Raw genomic sequence first — 26,079 nt, 5'->3', positions numbered from 1 at the left:
GCTTACCCTGCTACTGCTGTTGCCCATGGCAGCCCAAGCCAGCGAGGGCGAGTTTTTCCTCGCCGCCAAGCCCGCCGAGCAGGCGCGCCTGCTCGATACCTGGGCCGCCCAACCCGAGCCGGGCCGGCTGGCGCTGTTGGAAAACCTGCAGGCCGGCCGCATTGCCAAGGACGACAACCGCAAGGTGCGCCTGAACAACCGCCTGCGCGGGCTGATCGACAATGCCCTGGCCAGCCACCGGTTACTCAGTGACGACAGCGCCACCCGGCTGGCTGCCGCCAGGCAGTTGCAAAAGAGTGCACAACCGGCCCAGGTCGCCTTGCTCGACCGGCGCTACGCCAGCGAGCCGGATGCGGCCGTGCGGGCAGCCTTGGGCCTGGCGTTGGCCAACCTGCAGCTCGGTGCCAGCGACCCGTCGGTGCGCCTGGCGGCCGTGCGCCTGTTGGGAGAAACCGGTGACCCAACGGCCCGCACCCGCCTGGAGGCGCTGTTGCAACCAGAGATGGAAACGGACCCCACGGTGCGTACCGCCGCTGAAACCAGCCTGGCCCAGGTCAAGCGCAAGCTGCTGGTCGGTGAAGTGCTCGGCCAGGCCTTCAGTGGCCTGTCGCTGGGGTCGATCCTGCTGTTGGCGGCGCTGGGGCTGGCGATCACGTTCGGCCTTTTGGGGGTGATCAACATGGCGCACGGCGAGATGCTGATGCTCGGCGCCTACAGCACCTACATGGTGCAGGTCGTGGTGCAGCGCTACGCCCCGGGCGCCCTGGAGTTTTACCCGCTGATCGCCCTGCCCGTGGCGTTCGCCGTCAGTGCCGGTGTCGGCATGGCGCTGGAGCGCACGGTGATCCGCCACCTGTACGGCCGGCCCCTGGAAACCCTGCTGGCCACTTGGGGCATCAGCCTGATCCTGATCCAGGCTGTGCGGTTGCTGTTCGGCGCACAGAACGTCGAGGTCAGCAACCCGGCCTGGTTGTCGGGTGGCATCCAGGTCCTGCCCAACCTGATCCTGCCCTACAACCGCCTGGTGATCATCGCCTTCGCCCTGGCCGTGGTGCTGCTGACTTGGCTGCTGCTCAACCGCACGCGTCTGGGCCTGAACGTGCGCGCCGTTACCCAGAACCGCAACATGGCGGCCTGCTGCGGCGTGTCCACCGGGCGTGTGGACATGCTCGCCTTTGGCCTGGGCTCGGGCATCGCAGGCCTGGGCGGCGTGGCCTTGAGCCAGGTCGGCAACGTAGGGCCGGACCTGGGGCAAAGCTACATCATCGATTCATTCCTGGTGGTGGTGCTAGGGGGGGTCGGCCAACTGGCCGGAAGCCTCTGGGCGGCGTTCGGGCTGGGCATCGCCAACAAACTGCTGGAGCCGCAGATCGGTGCGGTGCTCGGCAAGATCCTCATCCTTGCGCTGGTTATTCTGTTCATCCAGAAGCGCCCGCAAGGCCTGTTTGCCCTCAAGGGACGGGTGATCGACTGATGAACCAGCCACTGCTTGTCACCGCCGCGCACAAAGCCGGCCCTCGCCTGTCGCTGGCGCTGGGTATCGCCGCCCTGACCCTGCTACTCGCCTTGCCGCTGTTGTCACTGCTGCCCGCCGATCATGCCCTGCATGTGTCGGCCTATGTGCTCACACTGGTGGGCAAGATCCTCTGTTACGCCATCGTGGCCCTGGCCCTTGACCTGGTCTGGGGCTATGCGGGGCTGTTGTCGCTTGGCCATGGCCTGTTCTTTGCCCTGGGCGGCTATGCCATGGGGATGTACTTGATGCGCCAGGCCGCCGGGGACGGGCTGCCGGGTTTCATGACGTTCCTGTCCTGGAGCGAGCTGCCCTGGTACTGGGCAGGGACCCAGCACTTTGCCTGGGCCTTGTGCCTGGCGGTGCTGGCGCCTGGCATGCTGGCCCTGGTGTTCGGCTGGTTTGCCTTCCGCTCGCGGATCAAGGGTGTGTACTTCTCGATCATGACCCAGGCCCTGACCTTTGCCGGGATGTTGCTGTTCTTTCGCAATGAGACCGGTTTTGGCGGCAACAACGGTTTCACCAGCTTTCGCACCCTGCTGGGCTTCGACATCGCCGCACCCGGGACCCGCGCGGTGCTGTTCCTGCTCACCGTCGCACTGCTGGTCGCAAGCCTGTACCTGTGCTGGCGGCTGACGCGCAGCAAGTTCGGGCGCTTGTTGACAGCCGTTCGCGATGCCGAGAACCGATTGATGTTCTGTGGCTACGACCCGCGTGGTTTCAAGCTGCTGGTATGGGTGCTCAGTGCCATGCTGTGTGGCCTGGCAGGCGCGTTGTACGTGCCACAGGTCGGCATCATCAACCCTAGCGAGATGTCGCCCACCAACTCCATCGAGGCCGCTGTATGGGTGGCGCTGGGCGGGCGCGGCACCCTGATCGGTCCCCTGCTGGGCGCAGGGCTGATCAACGGCATGAAGAGCTGGTTCACCGTGGCTTTCCCGGAATTCTGGCTGTTTTTCCTCGGCGCGCTGTTCATCCTCGTGACCCTGTACTTGCCCAAGGGCCTGGTCGGCCTGTGGAACAAAAGGAGCCAGCCATGAGAGGCCTGCCCCCGGTACACCCGGAGTTCATGCTCGAACCTGCCTTCGACCCGCAGGGTATCGGCCGCGACGCCATAGGCCTGGGCCATGCCCGGGTACTGGCCTGGACGCGCGGCACGGCACCGTGCTGAGCCTTGAAGAGGTAAGCGTCAGTTTCGATGGGTTCAAGGCGCTCAATGCGCTGACGCTGTATATCGGCGTGGGCGAGCTGCGCTGCATCATCGGCCCGAACGGCGCCGGCAAGACCACGATGATGGACGTGATCACCGGCAAGACACGGCCCAGCGCAGGCAGTGCCTACTTTGGCGACACGCTCGACCTGACGCGCATGAGCGAATACCAGATTGCCCAGGCGGGTATCGGCCGCAAGTTCCAGAAACCCACGGTGTTCGAGGCGTTGAGCCTGTACGAAAACCTCGAGCTGGCGCTCAAGACCGACAAGTCGGTGTGGGCGAGCCTGAGGTCGCGCTTGAGCGGCGAGCAACGCGACAGGATCGACGAAGTCCTGACCACCGTGCGCCTGAACGGGCTGGCCTCGCGCCAGGCCGGGCTGCTGTCCCACGGCCAGAAGCAATTTCTGGAAATTGCCATGCTGCTGGTCCAGGAACCCCAATTGCTGTTGCTCGATGAACCCGTGGCCGGCATGACCGACGCCGAAACCGCCTTCACTGCCGAGCTGTTCAAGGGGCTTGCAGGCAAGCACTCGCTGATGGTGGTCGAGCATGACATGGGGTTCGTGGGCAGCATCGCCGACCATGTGACGGTGCTGCACCAGGGTTCGGTGCTGGCTGAGGGGTCGCTTGAGCAGGTGCAGGCCGATGATCGTGTGGTCGAGGTGTACCTCGGTCGTTGAGCAAGCGCACGTTTAATCATGCGTACACCGGTGAGCTACCGGGGTCGCACAACCGGTTACTTCAGGAGCCTCGCATGCTCAAGATCGATACGCTGCACCAGTACTACGGCGGCAGCCACATCCTGCGCGGCCTGTCCTTCGAAGCCAGGCTGGGCGAGGTCACCTGCCTGCTGGGTCGCAACGGCGTGGGCAAGACCACGTTGCTGCGTTGCCTGATGGGCCTGGTGCCTGTGCGCGAAGGCAGCGTGGAATGGGAAGGCAAGCCCATTACCGCACTCAAGCCGCACCACCGGGTGCAGGCCGGCATCGCGTACGTACCGCAGGGCCGCGAAATTTTCCCGCGCCTGAGCGTCGAGGAAAACCTGCTGATGGGCTTGTCACGCTTTCCGGGGCGCGAGGCACGTGAAGTGCCTGCCTTCATCTACGAGTTGTTCCCTGTGCTCGAACAAATGAAGCAACGCCGGGGCGGGGATTTGTCCGGGGGGCAGCAACAGCAGCTGGCTATTGGCCGGGCACTGGCCAGTCGCCCGCGCCTGCTGATTCTCGATGAGCCCACCGAAGGCATCCAGCCTTCGGTGATCAAGGAAATAGGCGCGGTGATCCAGCGGCTGGCGCAGCGCGGCGACATGGCCATCCTGCTGGTCGAGCAGTTCTACGATTTTGCCGAAGCGTTGGCGGATCACTACCTGGTCATGGCCCGCGGCCAGATCGTACAGCGTGGCCGGGGCGAAAACATGCAGGCCGAAGGTGTACGCGGGCTGGTAACCATTTAACCTGCACGCTTCGACCTTGCGAGACGCTGCCATGAGTCACGAAATCCGCGACGCCCTGCCTGCCGACCTACCGGCCATCCTAGACATCTACAACGATGCCGTGCGCAACACCACGGCTATCTGGAACGAGACGCCGGTGGACCTGGCCAACCGCCAGGCCTGGTTCGACGCCCGTGCGCAACAGGGTTACCCGATACTGGTAGCCGTGGACGGCGCCGACGTGCTGGGCTACGCCTCATTCGGGGACTGGCGCCCGTTCGAGGGCTTCCGCCACACGGTCGAGCATTCGGTGTACGTGCGCAGCGATCAGCGCGGCAAAGGGCTTGGGCCGGCGCTGATGCGTGCATTGATCGAGCGCGCACAAGGTGGCGGCAAGCACGTCATGGTCGCGGCCATCGAAAGCGGCAACGCAGCGTCTGTGCACCTGCACGAGCAGCTGGGGTTCGTGGTCACCGGGCAGATGCCGCAGGTGGGGGTGAAGTTCGGGCGCTGGCTGGACCTGACCTTCATGCAGCGGGTGCTGAACCCAGGGGCCGAGCCAGACCTGTCATGACACTGGGCAAGGCCGCCCTCACGCAGCCTTGCCCGGTGACACAAGGCTGCGCAGGCCAGCGCTCCAGCCCTGCCCGCGCCTGATTCCCCTCACATCTGCGTGAACCTGCCCAGGCGCTGGCGCAGCATGCTGTTCTCGTTGCGCAGCTGCTGCACCTCCTGGAGCAATTCCAGGGCCAGCGCCACGCCTTCCCATTCCAGCTCCAACTCCTGGTGCAGCTTGGCCGCGCGCCTTGCCAGCAGCGGTGCCTGATCGTCGAACAGCCAGTCTTCAGGCCTGCGCCCGGTTGGCTCCACAATGCCGTGCTCGACGATCTCGATCACACAGTCCGCCGTAAGGTCGGCTTCCTGACACAAGGTATGCATGTCCAGTTGAACGATCAGGGTGCTGCTCATGATCACTTACTCCATTGTGCCCTCGGGTCGAACGCGGCCTTCTCGGAAAGCTTGGCCCACAGTTCCCGGGTAGATTCGTCAGAGGTGGTCGGCATGACGACCTTGAGCTGTGCATAGAGGTTGCCGCGCTGGCCATGCTTGTCGGCCAGGCCCTTGCCTGGCACCCGCAGGCGCTGCCCGCTCTGGCTGTCGGGGCGGATGGTCAGGTTGATCCTGCCTTCGAGCGTGGGCACCGCCACCTTGGTGCCCAAGGCCGCTTCCCAAGGCGCCAGCGGCACGGTGATGATCAGGTCATGCCCCTCGACGTCGAACAGCGGGTGCGGGGCCATGCGGATGGTCAGGAACAAATCGCCATTGGCACCGCCACCGACACCCGGGGCACCCTGGCCCTTGAGGCGAATGCGCTCGCCATCGGTCACGCCGGCCGGGATCTTGACGTTCAGGGTCTTGGTGGTGAACCCCGTACGCTGGCCCATGGCATTGGTTTGCGGAACCTGGAAGCTGATCTGCTTGGACTCCTTGCTCAGGGTTTCTTCCAGAAATACCGCCAGTTCAAGCTCCACGTCCTGCCCTCGCCTGCCGGCACTGCGCTGTTGTTGACGGGCGCCCCCGAACGGGTTGCCTCCACGACCGCCGAACATCGAGCTGAAAAAGTCCGAAAAATCGCCACTCTCGAAACCGCCTCCGGCCCCGCCTCGGCTTTCCCAGCCTGGCGGCGCCTGGAATGGCCGACCATGCTGGCCGCCGTACTTGCGAATTTCATCGAATTCGGCGCGTTTCTGCGCATCGCCCAGCACTTCGTAGGCCTCGTTGGCTTCCTTGAATTTGTCTTCGGCGTCGCGCTCTTTGCTGACATCAGGGTGATACTTGCGGGCCAGCTTGCGGTACGCGGCCTTGATCGCCTTGTCGTCCGCTGTGGGCTCTACGCCAAGTATCTTGTAGTAGTCTTTGAAGTCCATCTAGGGATCACCAGTGAGAATGTGCGTGTTGCTGGAGAAGATAGGGATCAAGCATAGCCTTTCAAGGCCCGCTTGGGGTTGCTCCATGGCAGACGACCGGTCTTGATTCTGTCGCCAGCTGGCATACACTGCGCGGCCGTTTTGCCTCCGGAAGCCTTTTCCCCATGTCCGACGTATCCCCGGCCCGCGCCCTTGGCATCGACTTTGGCACCTCCAACTCGACGGTTGGCTGGCACCGACCGGGCACGGAATCGCTGATTGCCCTGGAAGACGGCAAGATCACGTTGCCCTCGGTGGTGTTCTTCAACATCGAGGAGCGCCGCCCTGTCTACGGTCGGCTGGCCCTGCACGAATACCTCGAAGGCTACGAGGGGCGCCTGATGCGCTCGCTCAAGAGCCTGCTCGGGTCCAAGTTGATCAAGCACGACACCAGCGTGCTGGGCAGCGCACTGCCGTTCAAGGACCTGCTGGGCATGTTCATCGGTGAGCTGAAAAACCGCGCGCAGGCCGAGGCCGGGCGTGAGTTCGATCAGGTGGTACTCGGCCGCCCGGTATTCTTCGTCGACGAGGACCCGGCAGCCGACCAGGAAGCCGAGGACACGCTGGCCGAGGTAGCACGCAAGATCGGCTTCAAGGACGTGTCGTTCCAGTACGAGCCCATCGCTGCGGCGTTCGACTACGAGTCGGGCATCAGCCGGGAGGAACTGGTGCTGATCGTCGATATCGGCGGCGGTACTTCCGACTTCACCCTCATCAGGCTGTCGCCTGAGCGGCACGCGGTAGCCGAGCGCCAGAGCGACATCCTTGCGACCGGTGGCGTACACATCGGCGGCACGGACTTCGACAAGCAGCTGAGCCTGCAAGGGGTGATGCCGCTGTTCGGTTATGGCAGCCGCATGAAAAGCGGTGCCTTGATGCCAACCAGCTATCACCTGAACCTGGCCACTTGGCACACGATCAACGCCTTGTACTCACAGAAGTCGCAGCTGGCCCTGGGCAACATGCGCTACGACATCGAGGACACCCTCGGCGTGGATCGGCTGTTCAAGCTCATCGAGGAGCGCGCCGGGCATTGGCTGGCCATGGAAGTGGAAGCCAGCAAGATCGAGCTGACCGAACAGCCCAGTCGTCACGTCGACCTCGGCCGCATCGAACCCGGCCTTGGCGTGGACCTGTCTCGCAGCTTGTTCGAGATGGCCATCGAAAGCCTGCTGGAACGGGTGCGGGCCAGTGTCACGGACTTGCTGGCCAAGGCCGGGGTCAGCCAGGGCCAGGTCGACACGGTATTTTTCACGGGCGGCTCCAGCGGCATTCCAGCCCTGCGCAACAGCGTGGCGGCGATGTTGCCCAATGCACGTCATGTGGAAGGCAACATCTTTGGCAGCATCGGCAGTGGGCTGGCCATCGAGGCACGCAAGCGCTACGGCGCGTGACGAAATGACCGGGGTAAGGGGCGCTTGGGTCGCCCCTCGTTGGCGGTGGCGCTGGTCAACACCGCCTGACCAAGCCTGACGCCGGCCCTGCTATGCCCTGAGCTGGGCCGTCATGGCCGCATTCATACCAGCTCCATCCTGCGCAGCTCGCTCTTGAGATAGGCGTAATAGACCGGCCCTGCTACCACCCCCGGCAGGCCGAACGCCGCTTCGAACACCAGCATCGCCAACAGCAGTTCCCAAGCCTTGGCCCTGATCTGCCCCCCGACGATCTTGGCGTTGAGGAAGTATTCCACCTTGTGGATGACGATCAGGTAGACCAACGCCGCCGCAGCCACCCACACCGACAACGACAACCCCACGATGGTGATCAGGGTGTTGGACATGAGGTTGCCAATGACCGGTAGCAGACCCAACAGGAACGTCAGCACGATCAAGGTCTTGGTCAGCGGCAGATGCACCCCGAACAGCGGCAGCACCACGGCCAGGAAGATACCGGTGAATGCGGTATTGAGCAGGGAAATCTTAATCTGGGCGAAAACGATGTTGCGAAACGCCTGGACCAGCAGGCTCAGGCGCTCGAACAGGGCGGCAGCCAGTGGCTTGCGCCGAGAGATGTCGGGTATGCGCTGCAGGGCGACGATGGCCCCCAGGATCATGCCGATCAGCAGGGTCACGAACATGTGCGCCATGCCCTGGCCCACCAGTTGCAAATCACTGAGGTGGCTCTTGATCCAGTCGCCGATCGCCACTTTGAACTCTGCCGCGCTGGCCGGCAGGTAGCCCTCGATGAACGGCGGCAACTGGCCGCGTGCCCGCTCCACCAGCGCCATGAACTTGTCCAGCGAAGCGCCTGGATTTTCCGCTTCATGCAACAGGAAGCTGAATGCCCCGGCGATCAACAGCGCAAGGCTGATCACCACTAGCGTCCCCAGCAGCGCCACTGCCAGCCAGCGCGCACGCTGCCCGGCAATCAACGGCTGCAGGCGCGGCGTGAGCATGTTGACCAGTTCGAACACCAGCAGGCCTGCCAGCAGGCTGGGCAGCAGCTTCAACGGCAACGCCATCAGCAAGCCTGCGAATACGATGATCAAACTTGCCAGGGTGACTTGGCGGGGGGTGAAGGTCATACAGCCTCAGCGGCAGCCAGCGAAGAAGATCCGCAGTCTGCCAGCGTTAGGCCTGCAGGCATAGGCACCGATCATTTCTTCTTCAGGCAGTCACTCATGAACGCCTTGCGCTCATCACCCTTGAGCACCTTGGCAGTGGCGTCGGCATTGCACGTCTTCATTTTTTCCTGCTGGGTGGGCGGCACCTGTTTCTTCAGGCACGTACTCATGAAGGCCTTGCGGGCGTCGCCCTTGAGCGATTGCGCCGTGGCATCTGCATTGCACGTTTTCATCTTTTCCTGCTGGGTGGTAGTTGCCGCAAAGCCCTGGGCGCTGAACAACAGCGCAACCATCAGCAACGGAATGTGCAGCCGTTTCATGTCGTGTTCTCCTGAGCCCGCGCCCAACGCACGGTGACACCAGCAGTGTAGACAAGCCTGGCGCGAGGCCCGGTTTGCCATCAAGGCACGACAACCATTTGCACGCAGGCAATTGGCTAGCTCGATCGAACTCCTGGCGCTGCGTGAGGTTCAAAACCTGCACATACCCTTTTGTGCAAGGAGCGGGACGATGTTCAAGCAGACTCTGGCAATCCTTCTGGCCAGCGCCACCCTGGCGGCATGCGGCAGCCGCCCGGAAAACCCGGTGGACTATGTGACCTACCGCAACGAGCCCCTGGTCAAGCAGGTCGAAAATGGCATGACCATGCAGCGCGTGATCGCCATCGGCGGCAGCCCGTCCAATGTCATCGACCTGCCCAATGGCGGTACCTGCAACGATTACATCCTCAACCGCGACGGCAAGCAGCAGCCGTACTACGTGCGCTTCGATGCCACCGGCCATGTGGATGCCAAGGGTTTCAAGACCTGCAAACAACGTGAAGAAGACCGCGAGGCCGTCAAAGGCGCGTAAGGCTTCCGCTACCTGACTACGACTACCTGATGCTTTTCGGAGATGAAACATGAACACGACTGAAATGACCGATATCCAGACCCTGCGCCAGCGTGCACGCGAGCATGTGGAAAATGGTGCAGTGACCGAAGGCTACAATGCTGATCGCGAGCGCATCATCAAGCTGCTCAACGATTCGCTGGCCACCGAGCTGGTCTGCACCCTGCGCTACAAGCGTCACTACTTCATGGCTTCTGGCGTCAAGGCCAGTGTGGCTGCCGAAGAATTCCTGGAGCATGCCAACCAGGAAGCCGAACACGCCGACAAGCTGGCCGAGCGTATCGTGCAACTGGGCGGTGAGCCTGACTTCAACCCGGACAACCTGAGCAAGAACTCCCACGCCCAGTACGTGGCAGGTGCGACCCTCAAGGAAATGGTCCTGGAAGACTTGGTGGCCGAGCGTATCGCCATCGACAGCTACCGCGAGATCATCCAGTACATCGGCGACAAGGACCCGACCACTCGCCGTATCTTCGAAGACATTCTGGCGCAAGAAGAAGAGCACGCCGATGACATGTCCGACCTGCTCGACGGTCTGTAAGGCCAATCGCAACACGCAAGGCCGCTGATGCGGTAATGCTCGTCACGCAGGGCTGCTTCGCAGCCCATTGCGGTCGGTCCGGCGCCCTGATCGGACCGTTCCCAGTCTCGGTGATTGTGAAGCGCCGACTGTCTTGTCCCAGACCTTTGAGTTACTGAACCCTGTGATCGGTCCCGCCGAGGTGCTGGGCTGGCTGCCAGGCCACGCAGCGCCAAGGGTTTCCAGCTCGGCAGCTCAGAGGGTCGGGGCTGCTGCGCAGCCCCAGCATTCCAGCTCGGCAACTAACAGGGCCACAGGGCGCGGCAGGACCTCTGAACCGCCGCGCCCATCGTCTTCATCACTTGCGGCCTTTGACGGCCGCCGGCGCCTTGCCTTCCTTCATCTGCTGCAACAACGGTGTGCACTGGTTGGGATCATCACCACTGCTGGGCGCGACCAGCGCCAGGAGACCGGCCGCAGGCCCCGCGACCACCCCAAGGGCAACCATGCCGGCACCGCGCAGCGCCAGCGGTACGGCCTGCACCCCGGCGCTCGGTTTGGCGAAAGCCCCCCGCACATACAGCGGCGAGCGCAGGGAGAACAGCCTCAGCCCCTTGGATTCCGGTGTGATCTTCAGGTCCAGGCGCTCATTGGCGAGGTTGGCGGTGCCGTTGATGTAGATGATCGCGTTCTCGGTATCGAAAATGAACAGACGCGTGCTGGCAAGGCCATCCTTGATACCGACATCGGCAGCGGCGCAGTTGATCTTCACGTCTTCATCACCGAACAGTTTGTCGACGATGTAGTTGCCCACGTTCAAACCTGCGATTTCCATGAGGCTGCGGCTGATGGCGCCATCGTTGACCAGCATGCGCAGGTCGCCATTGGCGCTACCGAGCAGTGCTGCCACGGAGTTGCCGCTACCGGTAATGTCGGCATCCCCATTGAGCTCGCCAAAGCTGCTTTGCATCGGCGCGAAAGAAGGGAACAGCTGCTTGAGCTTGAATCCCCTGGCGGTCAGCCGTGCACGCCCCTGCAACGGAACGTTGCGGCCGTCCAGGCGGATGCGCGATGCCAGGTTGCCGCCCGCTACGCCAAACCTCAAAGGCTCCAGGCGCAGCAGGCCGTCTTCCAGGATCACGTGGGCCGACAGGTCGTTGAAGGGAAGCTGCTCGCTGTGCACGATGCGCTTGCCGGTGAAGGTGACATCGGCATCCATGGCGCGCCAGCGGTCGGTACGAAATTCCTCGACCGGCAGGACCTTGTCGGACGGCTGCTTGCTGGCACCGCCACGGGCTTTCTGCTCGGCATTGGAGTCAGCGCCGATCAGTGGCGCCAGGTCCTTGAACAGGAGCTGGTTGGAAACGAGCTTGCCCGTGAGCTTGGGCCGAGGCTTGCTGGCGACGTACGCCAGGTCACCATGAATGTCGCTGTCACCGATCTTGCCATTGAACCCTTGGTACTTGAAGGTGGCGCCCTGCTCAGCGTGCAGGTTGGCGCTAAGGTGGCCATCGGTGGAATATGCCGGGGTGTCAGGCAATGTCACGCCGGTCAACGGGAACAGATTGCCAAGGCTCGCGCCCGACAGGCGCAGTCGCAGGTCGAGTGCACCCAGGTTGAGCGGATCGGTCAGGGTACCGGCCAGTACCACATGGGTGTCGGCGATGCGCACATCCGCTTGCAGTGGGAAGGGTTGATCGGATGCTTTGAGTGCCAGCAGGCCACCGATCTTGCCAGTGCCGGACACGGGCTGATCCTTGTAGCGCCCCTGCGCCTTGAGGCCGAATGCATAGTCCTGTGCAGGCGCCGACTTCTCGGCCGTGGCCTTGCCCACGATGTCGCTGAACGGAATCGGCTTACCCAGCGGATCGATCTGGACCTTCATGCGAGCCTTGAGCGTCTGGTCGTCGAAGCTGACGTTACCTTGGTCGAAACCAATCGCACCGATGTCCATTTCCCATTTGGACGGTGCTTCGTTTTCGTCTTTCGGGCCGAAGTCGAAGTTCCAGTTGGCCCTGCCGTCCGCCAGGCGTGTCAGGCTGGCAGTCGGCTTGGTCAAGTTGATGCGCGGGATGCTGACTTGGTGAAACAACAGGGGCAGCGGCGACAGGCGAAACTCCACGCGCTCCAGTGCAACCATCTGCGGCTCTTTGAGCCAGTCCGGGTTGCCCAGGGTGAGGTCTTCAGCCGTGAAATGCGGCCAAGGTATCCATGCCCGCCAGCCCCCTTCTTCAGGCTCGGTGCGCCAGTGCACTGCAAGGTTGCCGTTGATGGCGAAGGGCCGATGCAAGGCCTCGGACACCTTCTCGTTGAGCAGCGGCTTGACGCGGTTCCAGTCGAAGGTGGCAATCACCACGACCAGGATTGCCAGCACGGTCAGCAGTGTGGTCAGGGTCCAGAGGATGATTCTGGCGGGGCGCGTCATTGCGTGAGTCTCCATGCGGCAAGGCGAAAACAAGCGTAGCGGTGAGGGGTCATGTATCTGGGACTGATGAAAGGCGTGAGGGTTTTATCTCAGGGGGAGGATAGCCAAGAATTTCCCGCGTCTGGGTGCGTTTGGCTCGTCATGCTCACTCGGTGCATCCCTTACGCACCCCTACCATCAAGCCCGCCGGCGGCCCTGCAAGGCTCTGAATAGAGCCTTTGACGCCTGATATTAATGGGGTCGATTTTTACCATTACCCGGATGAACTTCTCTGTGCAAGTGCGAGGCGTAGCATTGGCTACACACCCACTTTCCAGCCCCGCAGAGGAGCACCGAATCATGAAACGCCACCTGTTGACCCTCACCTTTTCCTTGCTTGCAGCCAATGCGTTCGCCCTGCCAGGTGCCGAGCAGCACCTGACGGCCGAATCGCGTTCGAGCGCTGTTCAAACCATCCAACCACTTGAAACACTCGCCGAAGGCGGCTCCGACCGGTTGATCGAGCGCAGCGCCCGTGTTGCCGAAGGGGGTTCCGATCGCCTGATCGAGCGCAGCGCCCGTGTCGCCGAGGGCGGTGCAGATCGCTTGTCGCAAACGGCACGGGTGAGCTGACCTTATGGAAGACGCACCGCGCTGTCGTCTACCTGACCTCCCCCTTCGAGCCCGGTCCATTGACCGGGCTTCGTTTTTTTAACTAGAGTGCCCAGCCACCCTTTATAGAAACCTGCATCATGTTGCCGCGTGCCGAACAGAAGCTACAGACCCGCCAGGCCCTGCTCGATGCCGCCTGCCTGCTTATGGAGAGTGGTCGTGGCTTTGGCAGCATCAGCTTGCGCGAAGTGGCCAAGGCGGCCGGCATCGTGCCCACCGGTTTCTACCGGCATTTCCCGGACATGGATGCACTGGGCCTGGCACTGGTCAATGAGGTGGACGATACCTTCCGCCAGACCATCCGGCTGGTGCGGCACAACGAGTTCGAGCTGGGCGGTATCACGGATGCGTCAGTTCGTATATTTCTCGATGTAGTCGCTGCCCACCGCGCCCAGTTTCTATTCCTGGCACGGGAGCAGTACGGAGGGTCGCAGCCCGTGCGCCAGGCCATCGCCCAATTGCGGGAAAACATTACCGCTGACCTGGCCACCGACCTGGCCCGGATGCAGCGTTGGCAGCACCTGGACAATGCGGCGCTTACCGTCATGGCGGACCTGGTGGTCAAGACCGTGTTCGCCACCTTGCCCGAATTGATCGACAGGCCGGAAAGGGGTGAGCCGCAGGCGTTGACCCCTCAGGAGAAGATCACCCAGCAGCTGCGCTTCATTTTCGTCGGTGCGCGGCACTGGCAAGGGCTCGGCAACCCCGGCTGACGGGCTCGGCAGACCCGACTTCTGCTACCATGGCGCCCTGCCCGACAGCGACGAGCGCCAAGATGTCCAACCCCCGCCCTACCCTGCCCGAACTGACCCGCTTCAATCAGCACTTTGCCGCGTGCATCGTGCCCCTATGGCAGGGGCCAGGTTGGAACACCGAGATGGCGTTGCCTTACGAGGCCCTGGACGCCGAGCATCAGCCGTTGCCGGTGCAGCGCTATCGGGCCATGGCTTGCGCACGCCAGTTGTACCTGTTCAGCAGCCGCATCGGTCAACCGGGCGCGGCCGAACGCGCCGCGGCATTGTTCCGCTCCTTGCAAAAGCACTTTCATGACCCCGAGCACGGTGGCTGGTTCTACAGCATCGACGCCCAGGGCAAACCGCTGGACCGACGCAAGGACCTCTATACCCACGCGTTCATCGTCTTCGCCTGCGCGCACTATTGGGGCCAGGTCCGCGACAGCCTGGTGGCCTCCACCCTGGCTGGTGCGCTGGACGTCATCGAGCATCGCTTTGCCCGGGATGATGGCTTGTACGAGGCCAGTCTGGGTGAAGACTGGGGCAACCTGGGCAGTGGCGCGCTGCAAAACCCGCAGATGCACCTGGCAGAGGCCTTCTTGCAGGTGTTGGCCGTGCGTGATGATCAGGCTGTGCAGCAATCGCTTCTACAGTTATGCACAGCGATGCAGGCCCACTTCATCGACCCTGCCCACGGGGTGATGCTGGAAAAGCCCCGGGGCACTGTGGATAACTGGTTCGAGCCGGGTCATCAGTTCGAGTGGTTCTATTTGCTGCACACTTCGCCGCTGCTGCGTGGGACGGCGTTGCATGCGTCCATTGAGCGGGGCTTTGTTTTTGCCGAGCACCATGGCGTGAAGGACGAGGCGGTGCTGGCGATGCTGGATGTGCAAGGGCATGTGCTGGATGCGACTCAGCGGATCTGGGCACAGGCCGAATACGCCAGGGCCCTGGCATTGCGCCCTGATGCAGATGTGAAGCTGCCCAAGCTGTTGCAGGCCCTGCAGGGGCGGTTCTTGCGGCAAGCGGGATGGTATGAATGCCGGGACGGGCAAGGCGATGTCAGCCGGCATGATATGCCGTCGACTACGCCTTATCATCTGGCCACTTGCCTGGAAGGGTTGAAACGATTGGAGGGGTGAGGTCGGGGCCTGCAATGTTGTTACCGTAATGGGCAGTGAGGCTCAGATCCTGGAGCCGTCCAGTGCGCTGGCACGTTTTCGTCATTGGAATACGTACAACGGCGAGTGTTTCAAGAGCTGCCACGGTATCAAGTCTTTGACTTAATGGCGTCGTATGTCCGTACTGCTAATTGTGCTGCCCAATACTTGGAATATGACATAACCAAAGCTCAAAACTCTCTGCTTTTGCAACGGCAACTATAACTTCACCCCGTTAGTTAACGCTTGCACATTCCTTTAACACTCCTCAATCCTCATGTAGGAGCGGCCTCGCCGGGGCGCCGGACCGGCCGCGATGGGCCGCGCAGCGGCCCCTAGATTTAAGCATTATCGCTGCTACTGGGGCCGCTGCGCGCCCCATCGCGGCACAAGGCCGCTCCTACACGGGATATGTCTAGCGGCAAGTTTAGACATTATTAGCCCCACTACAGACGCTGTTGATCTTGATCTTGATCTTGATCTTGATCTTGATCTTGATCTTGATCTTCGCGACTTCAGAAGGCCGAACGCAGGTCTTGCGGAGGGAGGTGACAGGCATGGATGCCTGTCAAGCGCTGGGCCCCAGGATGGGGCCTACAGCGCGGTCCTCCCGGGAGCAAGACCGGAGTGAGGGAACCCCGAAGCGCAGCGTAGGGGCCGTATGAACGGAGCGCAGCCTTTTTTGGTTACTTTTTGTGGCGTTTGACAAAAAGTAACTCGCCGTAAGGGCGAAAAGGTGATTAAGCGTCGCCATCGCAAATGGACTATGCTCTCTATCAATACCCACACCAACCCAATCGAACTACAAACTTCAAACTTCAAACTTCAAACTTCAAACTTCAAACTTCAAACTTCAAACTTCAAACTTCAAAGCGTGGGCGCATATATCGAGTTGGTATTCATTGGCGCGGGTGGCGCACAGTCACCCTTCCGCCCTTACGGCGGCTCACTTTTTGTCTTGGCAAAAAGTAAGCAAAAACCGCCTGCTCCTATCATCCGGCCCCTACGCTGCGCTCCGGGGTCCCCTCGCTCCGGGCTTGCTCCCGGGAGGACCGCGCTGCAGGCCCCATCCTGGGGCCCAGCGCTTGACGGGCATCCATGCCCGTCACCTCCCTCCGCAAGCCCTGCGCTCGGCCTCCTGAAGTCGCGATCTGTGTTGCCTGGGCTACCGCGCGCTTAGAAGCAAAAGCCAAAGCAACGGCAACGGCAACGGCAACGGCAACGGTCATTCAGGTTCGCGAATAGCCATTCCGAATGCGGCAGGATTTCGCCGGGGGTTCGCCCGTGGAGAAGAACTCAGTCATACCCACCGGTCAAAACCCCAAATTACCCCTTCGCCGAGCGATCAATAGAGAAGCCAGCCCAGTCCTGGCTAACCGGCATCAACTCCAGGCTATTGATGTTGATATGCGCCGGCTGGTTGAGTATCCAGAAAATGGTCTCGGCAATGTCCTGCGGCTGGATCGGCTCGGCCCCCGCGTAGGTAGCATCGTACTTGGCCTGATCACCGCCAAACCGAACCAGCGAGAACTCGCTCTCGCACAAGCCAGGCTCGATGTTGCTCACCCGCACGCCAGTACCGCGCAAATCGCAGCGCAGGCTCAACGAGAACTGACCCACGAACGCCTTGGTACCGCCATAAACGTTACTGCCCGGATAGGGGTAATTACCCGCCACCGACCCCACGTTCAGAATAGATGCCCCCCGCCCGTGGGCGATCAAGCGGGGCAGCAGCAAGCGCGTGGTGTAGATCAGCCCCTTGATGTTGGTGTCGACCATGGTTTCCCAGTCGTCGAGGCTGCAATGCTGTGCAGCGTCCACCCCCAGCGCCAACCCGGCGTTGTTGACCAGTGCGCGGAGCGTGTCGAAGCCCGCTGGCAACGTGGCGATGGCCTGTTCCATCGCCTGGCGATCACGCACATCCAGCACCAGGCCATGAACTTCGGTTTGCGCAGACAATTCAGCACACAAGGCATCCAGGCGGTCCTTGCGGCGCCCCGTGAGCACCAGCTTCCAGCCCGCCTCGGCAAACCGGCGGGCAGTGGCCTCGCCAAAGCCGGACGTGGCGCCTGTGATGAAGACGGTCGAAGTCATGCAGTGTTCCTCACGTAAGAGATCCTGGGTGAAACCGCAGCATGCCCGTGCCCGATGCGCCGGGCAAGTCGTCACGCGCACTGATCATTTTTTGATCAACACACTGAAGGCCGCATATACACTGGGCTACAGCCACCTATGAGCACCTTATCCACAAGCCTTTCCCCGCCAATTGGGGGCAACTGCGGCACCAGGCGGAACCCTTTCAGCCTTACACGGTCGCGCCTGCCTTTTTCAACCGCGCCAATTCCTTTATCCCATGCCGCATCCAGACGTCTGTCCAACGCTTTTCCACAACCTTATCCACAGGCGTACGGGTTTATGACATCACCCTCGAAAAGTACTAGTCAGGTAGAGATATCGTCATGCAGCTAGATCCTGATCAAAAAACGATCAAGTCTATGGAGCCCCTGAATTCCTTAGCTTGGAGAAAGATGCCACCATGTTTTCCACAGGCACCTCCACACGAACGGTGGACTAAATCAGGCTGTGGGTAACAAAGGTTGGCCAGTCGCATCGAGCCTGTGCATAAGCCCGAGGCCGTGGCAGTTGTCCACATCAGGCACCGCCTGGTGAAACGTGCAGGCCACTCCCTTGAAGCGTTGACCAGCCCCGATTGACTCAGGGCTGGAACATCATCGGGGCTCAGTGCCCGCCCAAGTAAGCGCTGCGCACCTCTTCATTGACCAGCAACTCCTGGCCCGTACCCGTCATGCGTATCTGACCGTTGACCATCACGTAAGCCCGGTCCGACAGCTTCAACGCGTGGTTGGCGTTCTGCTCGACCAGAAAGATGGTCATGCCCGTCTTGGCCAGCTCGCGCAGGGTGGCGAAGATCTGTTTGACGACGATGGGCGCCAGCCCGAGCGAAGGCTCATCCAGAAGCAGCAGCCGAGGCCGGCTCATCAAGGCGCGGGCGATGGCCAGCATCTGCTGCTCGCCCCCCGACATGGTCATGGCGCGCTGATTGCGTCGCTCCTTCAAACGTGGAAACAACGTATACATCCGCTGCATGTCCTCGTCGGCATGCTTGTCGCCGATGGGGATGGTGCCCATCATCAGGTTTTCTTCGACACTCATGTCCGGGAACACCCGCCGCCCTTCCGGCGACTGGGCGATGCCGTTGGCGGCAATGTAGTGCGAGGACTTGCGGGTGATGTCGGTGCCCCGGTAGATGATCTGGCCGGAAGCGGCGCGGGGCTGCCCGAAAATGGACATCAACAAGGTGGACTTGCCCGCCCCGTTGGCACCGATCAGGCTCACCGTCTCACCTTCGTCGATGTGCATGGACACCTGCTTCAGGGCCTGGATGGGGCCGTAGAACACATCCAGGTCCTTCAATTCCAGAATGGGTGCAGTCATATCAGCTCCTCTTCGTCGGCACCCAGATAGGCAGCGATCACTGTCGGGTTGTTGCGGATATCCTGAGGCGCGCCCTCGGCGATCACGTTGCCGTGGTCCAGCACGACGATGTGGTCGGAAATGCTCATGACCATGCCCATGTCATGCTCGATCAGCACCACGGTGATGTCATGCTCGTCGCGCAGGACCCGCACCATGCGGCTCAACGCTTCGGTCTCCTGAGGGTTCAAGCCCGCGGCAGGTTCGTCCAGGCAGATCACCTTGGGGCGGGTGCACATGGCACGGGCGATTTCCAGGCGTCGCTGCTGGCCGTAGGACAGTTCGCCGGCCAGGCGATTGGCGCAGTCGACCAGGTCCACCACCTCCAGCCAGTAGAAGGCATGGTCCAGCGCGTCGCTCTCGGCCTTGCGATACCCCTTGGTGTTGAGCACGCCAGCCAACAGGTTGCGGTTGACCCACATGTGTTGGGCCACCAGCAGGTTCTCGACGACAGACATCTCCTTGAACAGCCGGATGTTCTGGAACGTCCGGGCCAGACCGGCCCGGTTGACCAGGTGGGTGCCGCCGAACATCTTGTAGTACAGCCGGCTGGCGAACCGTGATGGCGAGACGAAGTCCGCCGCCTGGAAGCGCTCGCCCAGCAACTGAATGACGTTGGTATGGCTACCCCGTGCATTGAGCTCGATTCGTCCGCCGCTGGGCTTGTAGAAGCCGGTCAGGCAGTTGAACACCGTGGTCTTGCCTGCACCATTGGGGCCGATCAGGGCGAAGATCTGATTGCGCCTGACTTTCAGGCTCACATCGCTGAGCGCCTTGATGCCACCGAACTGCATCATCAGGTGGTCTACCGAAAGAATGATGTCGTCGCTCATGGCGCCACTCCTTTACGCGGGGTCACACCGGACCGGCTGATGCGGATCAGCCCGCGCGGTCGCCAGATCATCATCAGTACCATCAGCACCCCAAACAGCAGTACCCGGTACTCGGAGAAGCTGCGCAGCAGTTCTGGCGCAACGGTGAGCACGAACGCGGCAATCACCACGCCGACCGTCGAGCCCATGCCGCCCAGTACGACGATGGCCAGGATCAGCGCTGACTCGAAGAAGGTGAACGAGGACGGGTTGACGAAGCCTTGGTAGGTGGCGAAGAACACCCCCGCCAGCCCCGCAGTCGAGGCGCCCAGGGTAAACGCCGAGAGCTTGACCAGCACATGATTGAGCCCCATGGAGCGGCAGGCGATCTCGTCTTCGCGCAGGGCCTCCCATGCTCGACCTACCGGCATGCGTGTCAGCCTGTGCTTGATGTACAGCACCGCCAGCACCACCAAAAACAGCACCGCGTAGATGAACACGAACTTGAGATTGGGGTTGTAATCGATACCCATGAACTCGTGGATGGGCACGCCCCCGTCCTTGGCCCGCCGACCGAACTCCAGGCCGAGGAACGTCGGCGCCGGGGCCGGCATGCCATTGGGCCCACCGGTGAACGACAGCCAGTTGTTGAGCACCAGGCGAATGATTTCGCCAAAACCCAGGGTGACGATGGCCAGGTAATCACCGTGCATGCGCAACACTGGAAAGCCCAGGATGCACCCGGCCAGCGCTGCGGCAATGGCCGCCAGGGGCAGCACGCTCCAGAAGCCAAGCCCCAGGTACTGGTAGCCCAGCGCCAGGCCATAGGCACCGATGGCATAGAACGCGACATAACCCAGGTCCAGCAGCCCGGCCAGGCCAACCACGATATTCAGGCCAAGACCAAGCAGCACATAGATCAGCCCGAGGATCACCACCGTCAGCAGGTACTTGTTGGCAAAGATCGGGAAGACGATGGCGATCACGATGAGCGCAGGAATGATGTAGCGCAGCCGCGACTTGTAGTCCGGCGGGTTCACATGCACGCCCGAACCGCCATTGTCGAAGCCTTGCAGCATGCGCCGACCGGCAGCGGTTTGCAGGTAAAGGCTGAGCAGGAAGCGCCCGAGCATCACGCCGCCGACCAGCCACGCCACACGCCGCGGTTCGGCGTTGAAGCTGTAGCCGTCGAGCACCACACCGACGACCGGGCCGAACACGATGAGCGCCAGCAGCCCTGCAACCAGGGTTTCCACTACGCTGCGCTTGAGATCGAAACCTGTCTTTTGGGGAACGGATACGGATTTGGCAACGGACATGGTCACACCTTAGCCACGAGTGGGCGACCCAGCAGGCCTTGGGGGCGGAAGATAAGGATCAGCACCAGCAGCGAGAAGCTGAATACGTCCTTGTAGTCCGAGTTGATCAGACCGGAGAACAGCGATTCGGAGATGCCGAGGATGATGCCGCCGAGCATGGCGCCAGGCAGTGAGCCGATGCCACCGAGCACTGCAGCGGTGAAGGCCTTGATGCCGATGATGAAGCCGGCATAGAAGTCGAAGGTGCCGTAGTTCATGGTGATCAGTACGCCGGCCAGCGCCGCCATCACGGCACCGATGACGAACACGTAGGAAATTACCCGGTCGGTGTTGATGCCCAGGATCGACGCCATCTTGCGGTCCTGCTGGGTCGCGCGGCACATGCGCCCGAGCTTGGTGTACTTGATCACGTAGGTCAGCAGGCCCATGCCAACGAAGGCCGCCACCAGGATAAAGATCTTGGTGTAGGTCAGTTGCACGAAGCCGCTGCCCACCTCGACGCGCCAGGCGCCTTCAAGCAGGGTAGGTACCCCCTGTTGCCGCGCACCTTGGCTGATCTGCGCGTAGTTCTGCAGGATCAGGGAAATGCCGATGGCGCTGATGAGCGGCGCCAGGCGGGTGGAGTTGCGCAAGGGTTTGTAAGCGATGCGCTCGATGGTGAAGCCGTATACCCCGGTCACCACAATGGTGAACAACAAGGTGCCCAACATCAGCAGGGGGAAGGATTCGACGCCGAAATAGGCCAGCAATGCCAGGCTGATCGCCGCCAGGTAGGCGGAAATCATATACACCTCGCCGTGCGCGAAGTTGATCATGCCGATGATGCCATAGACCATTGTGTAGCCGATGGCGATCAGGCCGTAGACCGACCCGAGGGTCAGGCCGTTGACCAGTTGCTGCAGGAAAATACCATCCATAACGCAATCTCACCTGATCGAGATCGCACCGGTGCTGCCCACGCAGGGCCCGGTACCAGGCAGCCATGGCGCTGCAGCACTGTGCTGATCTTCGGATAAAGACGGGTACCGCGGGGCCCGGCCCCGGAGCTTGCGCCCGGGGCCTGGAGCCGTTGTTATTGTTGTTTTTCCAGCTGGTGGTACTTGCCGTCCTTGTCCCACTGGTAGACCACATAGTCCGACACCGTCAGGTCACCCTTGCTGTCCCACTTCTTCTCACCCATTACCGTCTGCACAGGGTTGGCCTTCAACCACTTGGCCGCGTCTTCGCCCTTGTTGGACTTGGCGCCGTTGAACGCGGCCGCCAGTGCCTGCAACGAGGCATAGGCGTAGAGGGTGTAGCCTTCGGGCTCGGTGCCGCCTTTACGGAATTCCTCGACCACCGCCTTGCTGTCCGGCAATTGACGCGGGTCGGCGCCAAAGGTCATGTAGACGCCATCGACGTACTGCGCCCCGCCTGCCGTGGACACCAGTTCGTCGGTGACGATGCCGTCGTCGGACATGAACCTCACGTCCTTGAGCCCTTGCTCGCGCAGCTGACGTACCAGGGGGCCGGCCTCCGGGTGCAGGCCACCGAAATAGACCACGTCGGCGCCGGTGGAGCGGATCTTGGTGACGATGGCGCTGAAGTCTTTCTCGCCTCGAGTCAGGCCCTCGTACAGCACGGGCTTGACGCCGCGTTTTTCCAGTTGTGCCTTGGTCGCATCGGCCAACCCCTGGCCGTAGGTGTCCTTGTCGTGCAATACGGCCACTTTCTGGCCCTTGAGTACATCGACGATATAGTTGCCGGCGACGACGCCCTGCTGGTCGTCACGCCCGCACATGCGGAACATGGCCGACAGGCCGCGCTCGGTGACCTGCGGGTTGGTCGAGCCTGGCGTGATGGCGATGACGCCTGCTTCGTCGTACACCTCGGATGCCGGAATGGTATTGGAGGAGCAGAAATGCCCTACCACGCCAATGACCTTGTCCTGGTCAACCAGCCGGTTCGCCACAGACACGGCCTGCTTGGGTTCGCAGGCGTCGTCGCCTTTGACCAGCACGATCTTCTCGCCATTGACCCCACCGGCTGCGTTGATCTTGTCAGCCGCTGCCTGCGCACCTTTCATGTATTGCTCGCCAAACGCTGCGTTGGCACCGGTCATCGGGCCTGCGACACCGATCTTGACGTCGGCCTGTACATACGAAGAAACACCCAGGGCCGTGGCAACGGCCAGGGCCAGGAAACCTTTCTTGTAAAACGTCTGCGACATGAGGTGGTGCTCCTAGAGTTTTTTTGATTGGCACTACAACGACTCAGCCCTGTGCTCTGAGCAAGGGCCGTGCCATTAGATTCGCATCATCTTCAAACCCCACCGTGCATATCGTGGCGGGCGGGCCCTGCCCGTTTCTTTATTGAGCGTGCAACCGTCTACCCCACCTCTGGTAGCACCGATTATCGCGGCGCAGGGCTACCGCACCGTCAGGGTGTTGCAACTGGCGCACAGGCCAATGGGCAACCGACCTGTAACAATTAACGTCACCGAACTGCACACCGCTGGTGCGTGACTGCTACAGCCCGCACCGTAACTACACTCGACACGCAACGTAACGCCGTCCGGTTTGGCCGGTACGACACCGTATTCAGATTCTTCTGAAAGGTTTCGCGCTGCTTCGCCGCAGGGTCGGCGTCACAATCACATCGGCATGGCAAAGACTGGCACAATGACCGCCTATTGCCGTTTCTGGAGCCACCCTGATGAGCGAGAGCGCATTCGCCGAGCGCATCGTGCATAACCTGCTCGACACCGATTTTTACAAGCTCACCATGATGCAGGGCGTGCTCCACAACTACCCTGACGCCGATGTCGAATGGGAGTTTCGCTGCCGCAATGGCGAGGACCTGCGTCCCTACCTGCACGACATTCGCCAGCAACTCGAACAGCTTGCCGAACTGACGCTGGATAACGGCCAACTCGCCTTCCTGGAGCGCATCAGCTTTCTCAAGCCCGATTTCCTGCGCTTTCTAAGGTTGTTCCGCTTCAACCTGCGCTACGTGCACCTGGGTATCGACGACGGTCAGCTGGTGCTGCGCCTCAAGGGGCCGTGGCTGCATGTGATCCTGTTCGAAGTGCCTCTGCTCGCCATCATCAGCGAGGTGCGCAACCGTTCGCTGCACCCGCACATGCGCCTGGCCGCTGCCCGGGATCAGCTTTACCGTAAATTCGATTGGCTGCGCGCCAACGCCAGCACCGATGAACTGGCCGAAATGCAGGTCGCTGACTTTGGTACCCGCCGGCGTTTCTCCAGCCGCGTGCAGGAGGACGTGGTGCGCGTGTTGCGCGATGACTTCCCGGCCCGCTTCGTCGGGACCAGCAACGTGGACCTGGCCTGGAAGCTCGACATCAAGCCGCTGGGCACCATGGCTCATGAATGGATCATGGCCCACCAACAGCTGGGCCCGCGGTTGATCGACAGCCAGATCGCCGCGCTCGATTGCTGGGTGCGTGAATACCGAGGGTTGCTGGGCATCGCCTTGACCGACTGCGTGACCATGGATGCTTTCCTGGGCGATTTCGACCTGTACTTCGCCAAGCTCTTCGATGGGCTGCGCCACGACTCCGGCGACCCTGTGCTCTGGGCCGAAAAAGCCATTGCTCACTATCAGCACCTGGGCATCGATCCGATGACAAAGACGCTCGTGTTTTCCGATGGGCTGAACCTGCCACGGGCGCTGGAAATCTTCCGTGCCCTGCGTGGTCGCATCAACGTAAGCTTCGGTATCGGCACCAACCTGACCTGCGACATTCCGGGCGTAACGCCAATGAGCATCGTGCTGAAGATGACCGATTGCAACGGCGCACCGGTGGCCAAGATTTCAGACGAAGCGGCCAAGACCCAGTGTCGTGACGAAAACTTCGTCACTTACCTACGTCACGTTTTCAAAGTTCCCAGCAAGGAGTAACCCCATGCAAGCGGTTCAGCAAGAGATTGCCCAGGCACTCAAGGTACAACCGCCGTTCGCCGACGCTGCCGCCCTCGAGGCCGAAGTGACCCGGCGGGTAGCGTTCATCAAGGACTGCCTGGCCAATGCAAGGCTCAAGACCCTGGTACTGGGCATCAGCGGCGGCGTCGATTCGCTTACCGCAGCCCTGCTCGCCCAGCGCGCGATCAACGAGTTGCGTGAAGAAACCGGTGACAAGGGCTACACCTTCATCGCCGTGCGCCTGCCCTATCATGTCCAGCACGATGAGCATGATGCACAGGCGTGCCTGGAGGTCATCAAGCCGGACGAGACGCATACCATCGACATCGCCCCGGCCGTCAAGGCACTGGCAGGCGAAACGCAGGCGTTGAAAAACGGCTCGCCCACGCTTGTGGATTTCGTGGTGGGTAACATCAAAGCCAGGATGCGCATGGTTGCCCAGTACACCATCGCAGGCGCGCGCGCAGGTCTGGTGATCGGCACCGACCATGCGGCCGAAGCGGTCATGGGCTTTTATACCAAGTTCGGCGACGGCGCCTGCGACCTGGCGCCGCTCAGTGGCCTGGTCAAGCATCAGGTACGCGCCATCGCGCGGCATTTTGGAGCGCCGGAGTCACTGGTGGAGAAAGTGCCTACCGCTGACCTCGAAGACCTCGACCCGGGCAAGCCAGACGAAGCAGCGCATGGGGTCACCTACCAGCAAATCGATGCATTCCTGCATGGCCAGGAAATCGATCAAGCCGCTTTCGATGTCATCGTTGCCAATTACCGCAAGACCCAGCACAAGCGCGAACTGCCGTTCGCCCCTTGAATACGCAACTGGGGCCGCGTTGCGGCCCCAGTTCGTGTTCTAGCGCGCGGTCAAATCACTTGACCACGACTTTGCCCTTCATCATCGAGATATGGCCTGGGAAGGTGCAGAAGAAGCTGTAGTCGCCGTCTGCTGCAAGCTTGGTGGCGTCGAACGTCACTTCGGTTTCCTTCTCTGGCGCGCCGATCATCTTGGTATGGGCGATGATGGCGGCGTTGTCGGCCTTGATGTAGTCCTTTTCCAGACCCTGGCTCATGCCTTCGGTGGCAATGCCCTGCATGTCGGCCGTCTTGCTGATAACCAGGTTATGGCCCATGACGTTCTTCGGCATGCTGCCGGAGTGAGTGAGTTTGACGGTGAATTCCTTACAGCTCTTGTCGACCGTGATTTGCTTGGTGTTGAAGGACATCTGGTCAGTCGAATCGACAGTTACCGAACACTCGGCTGCGAAGACAGAGGCGCTGGCGAGGGTCAGCAGGGATACCGCTACAGCTTTCGCAAACATCGTGAATCTCCTTGGCAGGGTTTTATCAACAGCGAGACTGCCTGAAACCGTCCAGCCCCTGGGTGACGTGCGTCAAGGGGATGTCAATGGGCCAGCCAGTTGAATTGTTCAATGGATTGTATACAACCAATCTAAGGGCACATCATG

At 61.6% G+C, this 26,079-nt stretch carries 24 protein-coding genes and 2 pseudogenes; 13 read left to right on the top strand and 13 right to left on the bottom strand.

All coding sequences use genetic code 11. The features are described 5' to 3' along the window. Positions 1 to 25 precede the first annotated feature (25 nt). The 5 genes and pseudogenes from urtB to MOP87_RS01700 all read left to right on the top strand — a co-directional run bounded on the left by urtB (position 26) and on the right by MOP87_RS01700 (position 4,732). Entirely contained in the window at positions 26 to 1,474 is a 1,449-nt protein-coding gene (urtB, locus tag MOP87_RS01720; RefSeq protein WP_225806698.1) for an urea ABC transporter permease subunit UrtB, read from the top strand. Beyond that, positions 1,474 to 2,553 (top strand): urea ABC transporter permease subunit UrtC, encoded by a 1,080-nt coding sequence (urtC, locus tag MOP87_RS01715; RefSeq protein WP_027915296.1) that lies wholly within the window; start codon positions 1,474 to 1,476, stop codon positions 2,551 to 2,553. The genes urtB and urtC overlap by 1 nt, the downstream gene beginning before the upstream one ends. Then, a pseudogene (gene urtD / locus MOP87_RS01710) lies at positions 2,550 to 3,406 on the top strand (urea ABC transporter ATP-binding protein UrtD). The gene urtC and the pseudogene urtD overlap by 4 nt, the downstream one beginning before the upstream one ends. 74 nt (positions 3,407 to 3,480) lie before the next feature. Beyond that, entirely contained in the window at positions 3,481 to 4,179 is a 699-nt protein-coding gene (urtE, locus tag MOP87_RS01705; protein WP_027915298.1) for an urea ABC transporter ATP-binding subunit UrtE, read from the top strand. Between the two features lie 31 nt (positions 4,180 to 4,210). Beyond that, the gene (locus MOP87_RS01700; RefSeq protein WP_110607102.1) at positions 4,211 to 4,732 is read left to right on the top strand and encodes a GNAT family N-acetyltransferase; all 522 of its coding nucleotides are present in this window, start codon (positions 4,211 to 4,213) and stop codon (positions 4,730 to 4,732) included. Positions 4,733 to 4,821: 89 nt separating this feature from the next. On the opposite strand, the gene MOP87_RS01695 is transcribed toward MOP87_RS01700, so the two are convergent. Next, a complete protein-coding gene (locus tag MOP87_RS01695; RefSeq protein ID WP_023534557.1) occupies positions 4,822 to 5,127 on the bottom strand; it encodes a chaperone modulator CbpM in 306 nt (101 codons plus the stop codon). Positions 5,128 to 5,129: 2 nt separating this feature from the next. Further along, entirely contained in the window at positions 5,130 to 6,086 is a 957-nt protein-coding gene (cbpA, locus tag MOP87_RS01690; protein ID WP_023534572.1) for a curved DNA-binding protein, read from the bottom strand. A 164-nt stretch (positions 6,087 to 6,250) separates the two neighbouring features. Here cbpA and MOP87_RS01685 point away from each other — a divergent pair, with 164 nt between their 5' ends. Next, positions 6,251 to 7,519 (top strand): Hsp70 family protein, encoded by a 1,269-nt coding sequence (locus tag MOP87_RS01685; RefSeq protein WP_028687180.1) that lies wholly within the window; start codon positions 6,251 to 6,253, stop codon positions 7,517 to 7,519. 122 nt (positions 7,520 to 7,641) lie between these two features. Here MOP87_RS01685 and MOP87_RS01680 read toward each other — a convergent pair whose 3' ends face one another. Further along, entirely contained in the window at positions 7,642 to 8,649 is a 1,008-nt protein-coding gene (locus MOP87_RS01680) for a hypothetical protein (RefSeq protein ID WP_242810041.1), read from the bottom strand. Between the two features lie 71 nt (positions 8,650 to 8,720). Beyond that, entirely contained in the window at positions 8,721 to 9,008 is a 288-nt protein-coding gene (locus tag MOP87_RS01675; protein WP_145280426.1) for a PsiF family protein, read from the bottom strand. 190 nt (positions 9,009 to 9,198) lie between these two features. On the opposite strand from MOP87_RS01675, the gene osmE reads away from it, so the two are divergent. Then, positions 9,199 to 9,540 (top strand): osmotically-inducible lipoprotein OsmE, encoded by a 342-nt coding sequence (gene osmE, locus MOP87_RS01670; RefSeq protein ID WP_027915304.1) that lies wholly within the window; start codon positions 9,199 to 9,201, stop codon positions 9,538 to 9,540. A 49-nt stretch (positions 9,541 to 9,589) separates the two neighbouring features. Continuing rightward, positions 9,590 to 10,120, top strand: coding sequence for a ferritin-like domain-containing protein (locus tag MOP87_RS01665; protein WP_104925737.1), 531 nt, complete (start codon positions 9,590 to 9,592; stop codon positions 10,118 to 10,120). Positions 10,121 to 10,457: 337 nt separating this feature from the next. Here the strand turns inward: MOP87_RS01665 and MOP87_RS01660 are convergent, their stop codons facing one another. Then, positions 10,458 to 12,524 carry an AsmA family protein gene (locus MOP87_RS01660; protein WP_242810040.1) on the bottom strand — a complete coding sequence of 689 codons (2,067 nt, stop codon included), beginning with the start codon at positions 12,522 to 12,524 and terminating at the stop codon, positions 10,458 to 10,460. Between the two features lie 339 nt (positions 12,525 to 12,863). Here MOP87_RS01660 and MOP87_RS01655 point away from each other — a divergent pair. From MOP87_RS01655 to MOP87_RS01645, 3 genes and pseudogenes are all read left to right on the top strand, one after another. Beyond that, positions 12,864 to 13,133: pseudogene (locus tag MOP87_RS01655) on the top strand (phage infection protein); the annotation flags it as partial. Positions 13,134 to 13,255: 122 nt separating this feature from the next. Further along, entirely contained in the window at positions 13,256 to 13,888 is a 633-nt protein-coding gene (locus MOP87_RS01650) for a TetR family transcriptional regulator (protein WP_027915307.1), read from the top strand. 62 nt (positions 13,889 to 13,950) lie between these two features. Then, positions 13,951 to 15,051 (top strand): AGE family epimerase/isomerase, encoded by a 1,101-nt coding sequence (locus MOP87_RS01645; RefSeq protein WP_027915308.1) that lies wholly within the window; start codon positions 13,951 to 13,953, stop codon positions 15,049 to 15,051. Between the two features lie 445 nt (positions 15,052 to 15,496). Here MOP87_RS01645 and MOP87_RS21730 read toward each other — a convergent pair whose 3' ends face one another. From MOP87_RS21730 to MOP87_RS01615, 7 genes are all read right to left on the bottom strand, one after another. Further along, positions 15,497 to 15,628 carry a hypothetical protein gene (locus MOP87_RS21730; RefSeq protein ID WP_278187449.1) on the bottom strand — a complete coding sequence of 44 codons (132 nt, stop codon included), beginning with the start codon at positions 15,626 to 15,628 and terminating at the stop codon, positions 15,497 to 15,499. A gap of 767 nt (positions 15,629 to 16,395) precedes the next feature. Beyond that, entirely contained in the window at positions 16,396 to 17,163 is a 768-nt protein-coding gene (locus tag MOP87_RS01640; protein ID WP_027913938.1) for an SDR family oxidoreductase, read from the bottom strand. A 645-nt stretch (positions 17,164 to 17,808) separates the two neighbouring features. Beyond that, on the bottom strand, positions 17,809 to 18,525 hold the full coding sequence (locus tag MOP87_RS01635) for an ABC transporter ATP-binding protein (RefSeq protein WP_023532899.1): 717 nt from the start codon (positions 18,523 to 18,525) through the stop codon (positions 17,809 to 17,811). Further along, the gene (locus MOP87_RS01630; protein WP_023532980.1) at positions 18,522 to 19,397 is read right to left on the bottom strand and encodes an ATP-binding cassette domain-containing protein; all 876 of its coding nucleotides are present in this window, start codon (positions 19,395 to 19,397) and stop codon (positions 18,522 to 18,524) included. Before MOP87_RS01630 ends, MOP87_RS01635 begins: the two co-directional genes overlap by 4 nt. Then, complete coding sequence (gene livM / locus MOP87_RS01625; protein ID WP_023532919.1) at positions 19,394 to 20,695, bottom strand: high-affinity branched-chain amino acid ABC transporter permease LivM; 1,302 nt, start codon at positions 20,693 to 20,695, stop codon at positions 19,394 to 19,396. The genes MOP87_RS01630 and livM overlap by 4 nt, the downstream gene beginning before the upstream one ends. 2 nt (positions 20,696 to 20,697) lie before the next feature. Continuing rightward, positions 20,698 to 21,612, bottom strand: coding sequence for a branched-chain amino acid ABC transporter permease (locus MOP87_RS01620; RefSeq protein ID WP_023533025.1), 915 nt, complete (start codon positions 21,610 to 21,612; stop codon positions 20,698 to 20,700). 155 nt (positions 21,613 to 21,767) lie between these two features. Further along, a complete protein-coding gene (locus MOP87_RS01615; RefSeq protein ID WP_023532927.1) occupies positions 21,768 to 22,904 on the bottom strand; it encodes a branched-chain amino acid ABC transporter substrate-binding protein in 1,137 nt (378 codons plus the stop codon). Positions 22,905 to 23,389: 485 nt separating this feature from the next. On the opposite strand from MOP87_RS01615, the gene pncB reads away from it, so the two are divergent. Both pncB and nadE read left to right on the top strand, forming a co-directional pair. Then, the gene (gene pncB, locus MOP87_RS01610) at positions 23,390 to 24,595 is read left to right on the top strand and encodes a nicotinate phosphoribosyltransferase (protein ID WP_027913940.1); all 1,206 of its coding nucleotides are present in this window, start codon (positions 23,390 to 23,392) and stop codon (positions 24,593 to 24,595) included. A 4-nt stretch (positions 24,596 to 24,599) separates the two neighbouring features. Then, positions 24,600 to 25,427, top strand: coding sequence for an ammonia-dependent NAD(+) synthetase (gene nadE, locus MOP87_RS01605; protein ID WP_028687883.1), 828 nt, complete (start codon positions 24,600 to 24,602; stop codon positions 25,425 to 25,427). A 55-nt stretch (positions 25,428 to 25,482) separates the two neighbouring features. Here nadE and azu read toward each other — a convergent pair whose 3' ends face one another. Then, on the bottom strand, positions 25,483 to 25,932 hold the full coding sequence (azu, locus tag MOP87_RS01600) for an azurin (RefSeq protein ID WP_110607534.1): 450 nt from the start codon (positions 25,930 to 25,932) through the stop codon (positions 25,483 to 25,485). Positions 25,933 to 26,079: the final 147 nt, after the last annotated feature.

It is taken from the genome of Pseudomonas sp. I3-I5 (genome assembly GCF_022699445.1).
GTDB lineage: Bacteria > Pseudomonadota > Gammaproteobacteria > Pseudomonadales > Pseudomonadaceae > Aquipseudomonas > Aquipseudomonas fulva.
The sequence above is the reverse complement of the archived record's forward strand: the minus strand, read 5'-3'. Positions and strand labels throughout refer to the sequence as shown.

Bases quoted from the DNA above. Each gene is read 5' to 3' on its own strand.
- urtB (WP_225806698.1), top strand. From the start codon at position 26: ATGGCAGCCCAAGCCAGCGAGGGCGAGTTTTTCCTCGCCGCCAAGCCC.
- urtC (WP_027915296.1), top strand. From the start codon at position 1,474: ATGAACCAGCCACTGCTTGTCACCGCCGCGCACAAAGCCGGCCCTCGC.
- urtE (WP_027915298.1), top strand. From the start codon at position 3,481: ATGCTCAAGATCGATACGCTGCACCAGTACTACGGCGGCAGCCACATC.
- MOP87_RS01700 (WP_110607102.1), top strand. From the start codon at position 4,211: ATGAGTCACGAAATCCGCGACGCCCTGCCTGCCGACCTACCGGCCATC.
- MOP87_RS01695 (WP_023534557.1), bottom strand. From the start codon at position 5,127: ATGAGCAGCACCCTGATCGTTCAACTGGACATGCATACCTTGTGTCAG.
- cbpA (WP_023534572.1), bottom strand. From the start codon at position 6,086: ATGGACTTCAAAGACTACTACAAGATACTTGGCGTAGAGCCCACAGCG.
- MOP87_RS01685 (WP_028687180.1), top strand. From the start codon at position 6,251: ATGTCCGACGTATCCCCGGCCCGCGCCCTTGGCATCGACTTTGGCACC.
- MOP87_RS01680 (WP_242810041.1), bottom strand. From the start codon at position 8,649: ATGACCTTCACCCCCCGCCAAGTCACCCTGGCAAGTTTGATCATCGTA.
- MOP87_RS01675 (WP_145280426.1), bottom strand. From the start codon at position 9,008: ATGAAACGGCTGCACATTCCGTTGCTGATGGTTGCGCTGTTGTTCAGC.
- osmE (WP_027915304.1), top strand. From the start codon at position 9,199: ATGTTCAAGCAGACTCTGGCAATCCTTCTGGCCAGCGCCACCCTGGCG.
- MOP87_RS01665 (WP_104925737.1), top strand. From the start codon at position 9,590: ATGAACACGACTGAAATGACCGATATCCAGACCCTGCGCCAGCGTGCA.
- MOP87_RS01660 (WP_242810040.1), bottom strand. From the start codon at position 12,524: ATGACGCGCCCCGCCAGAATCATCCTCTGGACCCTGACCACACTGCTG.
- MOP87_RS01650 (WP_027915307.1), top strand. From the start codon at position 13,256: ATGTTGCCGCGTGCCGAACAGAAGCTACAGACCCGCCAGGCCCTGCTC.
- MOP87_RS01645 (WP_027915308.1), top strand. From the start codon at position 13,951: ATGTCCAACCCCCGCCCTACCCTGCCCGAACTGACCCGCTTCAATCAG.
- MOP87_RS21730 (WP_278187449.1), bottom strand. From the start codon at position 15,628: ATGCCTGTCACCTCCCTCCGCAAGACCTGCGTTCGGCCTTCTGAAGTC.
- MOP87_RS01640 (WP_027913938.1), bottom strand. From the start codon at position 17,163: ATGACTTCGACCGTCTTCATCACAGGCGCCACGTCCGGCTTTGGCGAG.
- MOP87_RS01635 (WP_023532899.1), bottom strand. From the start codon at position 18,525: ATGACTGCACCCATTCTGGAATTGAAGGACCTGGATGTGTTCTACGGC.
- MOP87_RS01630 (WP_023532980.1), bottom strand. From the start codon at position 19,397: ATGAGCGACGACATCATTCTTTCGGTAGACCACCTGATGATGCAGTTC.
- livM (WP_023532919.1), bottom strand. From the start codon at position 20,695: ATGTCCGTTGCCAAATCCGTATCCGTTCCCCAAAAGACAGGTTTCGAT.
- MOP87_RS01620 (WP_023533025.1), bottom strand. From the start codon at position 21,612: ATGGATGGTATTTTCCTGCAGCAACTGGTCAACGGCCTGACCCTCGGG.
- MOP87_RS01615 (WP_023532927.1), bottom strand. From the start codon at position 22,904: ATGTCGCAGACGTTTTACAAGAAAGGTTTCCTGGCCCTGGCCGTTGCC.
- pncB (WP_027913940.1), top strand. From the start codon at position 23,390: ATGAGCGAGAGCGCATTCGCCGAGCGCATCGTGCATAACCTGCTCGAC.
- nadE (WP_028687883.1), top strand. From the start codon at position 24,600: ATGCAAGCGGTTCAGCAAGAGATTGCCCAGGCACTCAAGGTACAACCG.
- azu (WP_110607534.1), bottom strand. From the start codon at position 25,932: ATGTTTGCGAAAGCTGTAGCGGTATCCCTGCTGACCCTCGCCAGCGCC.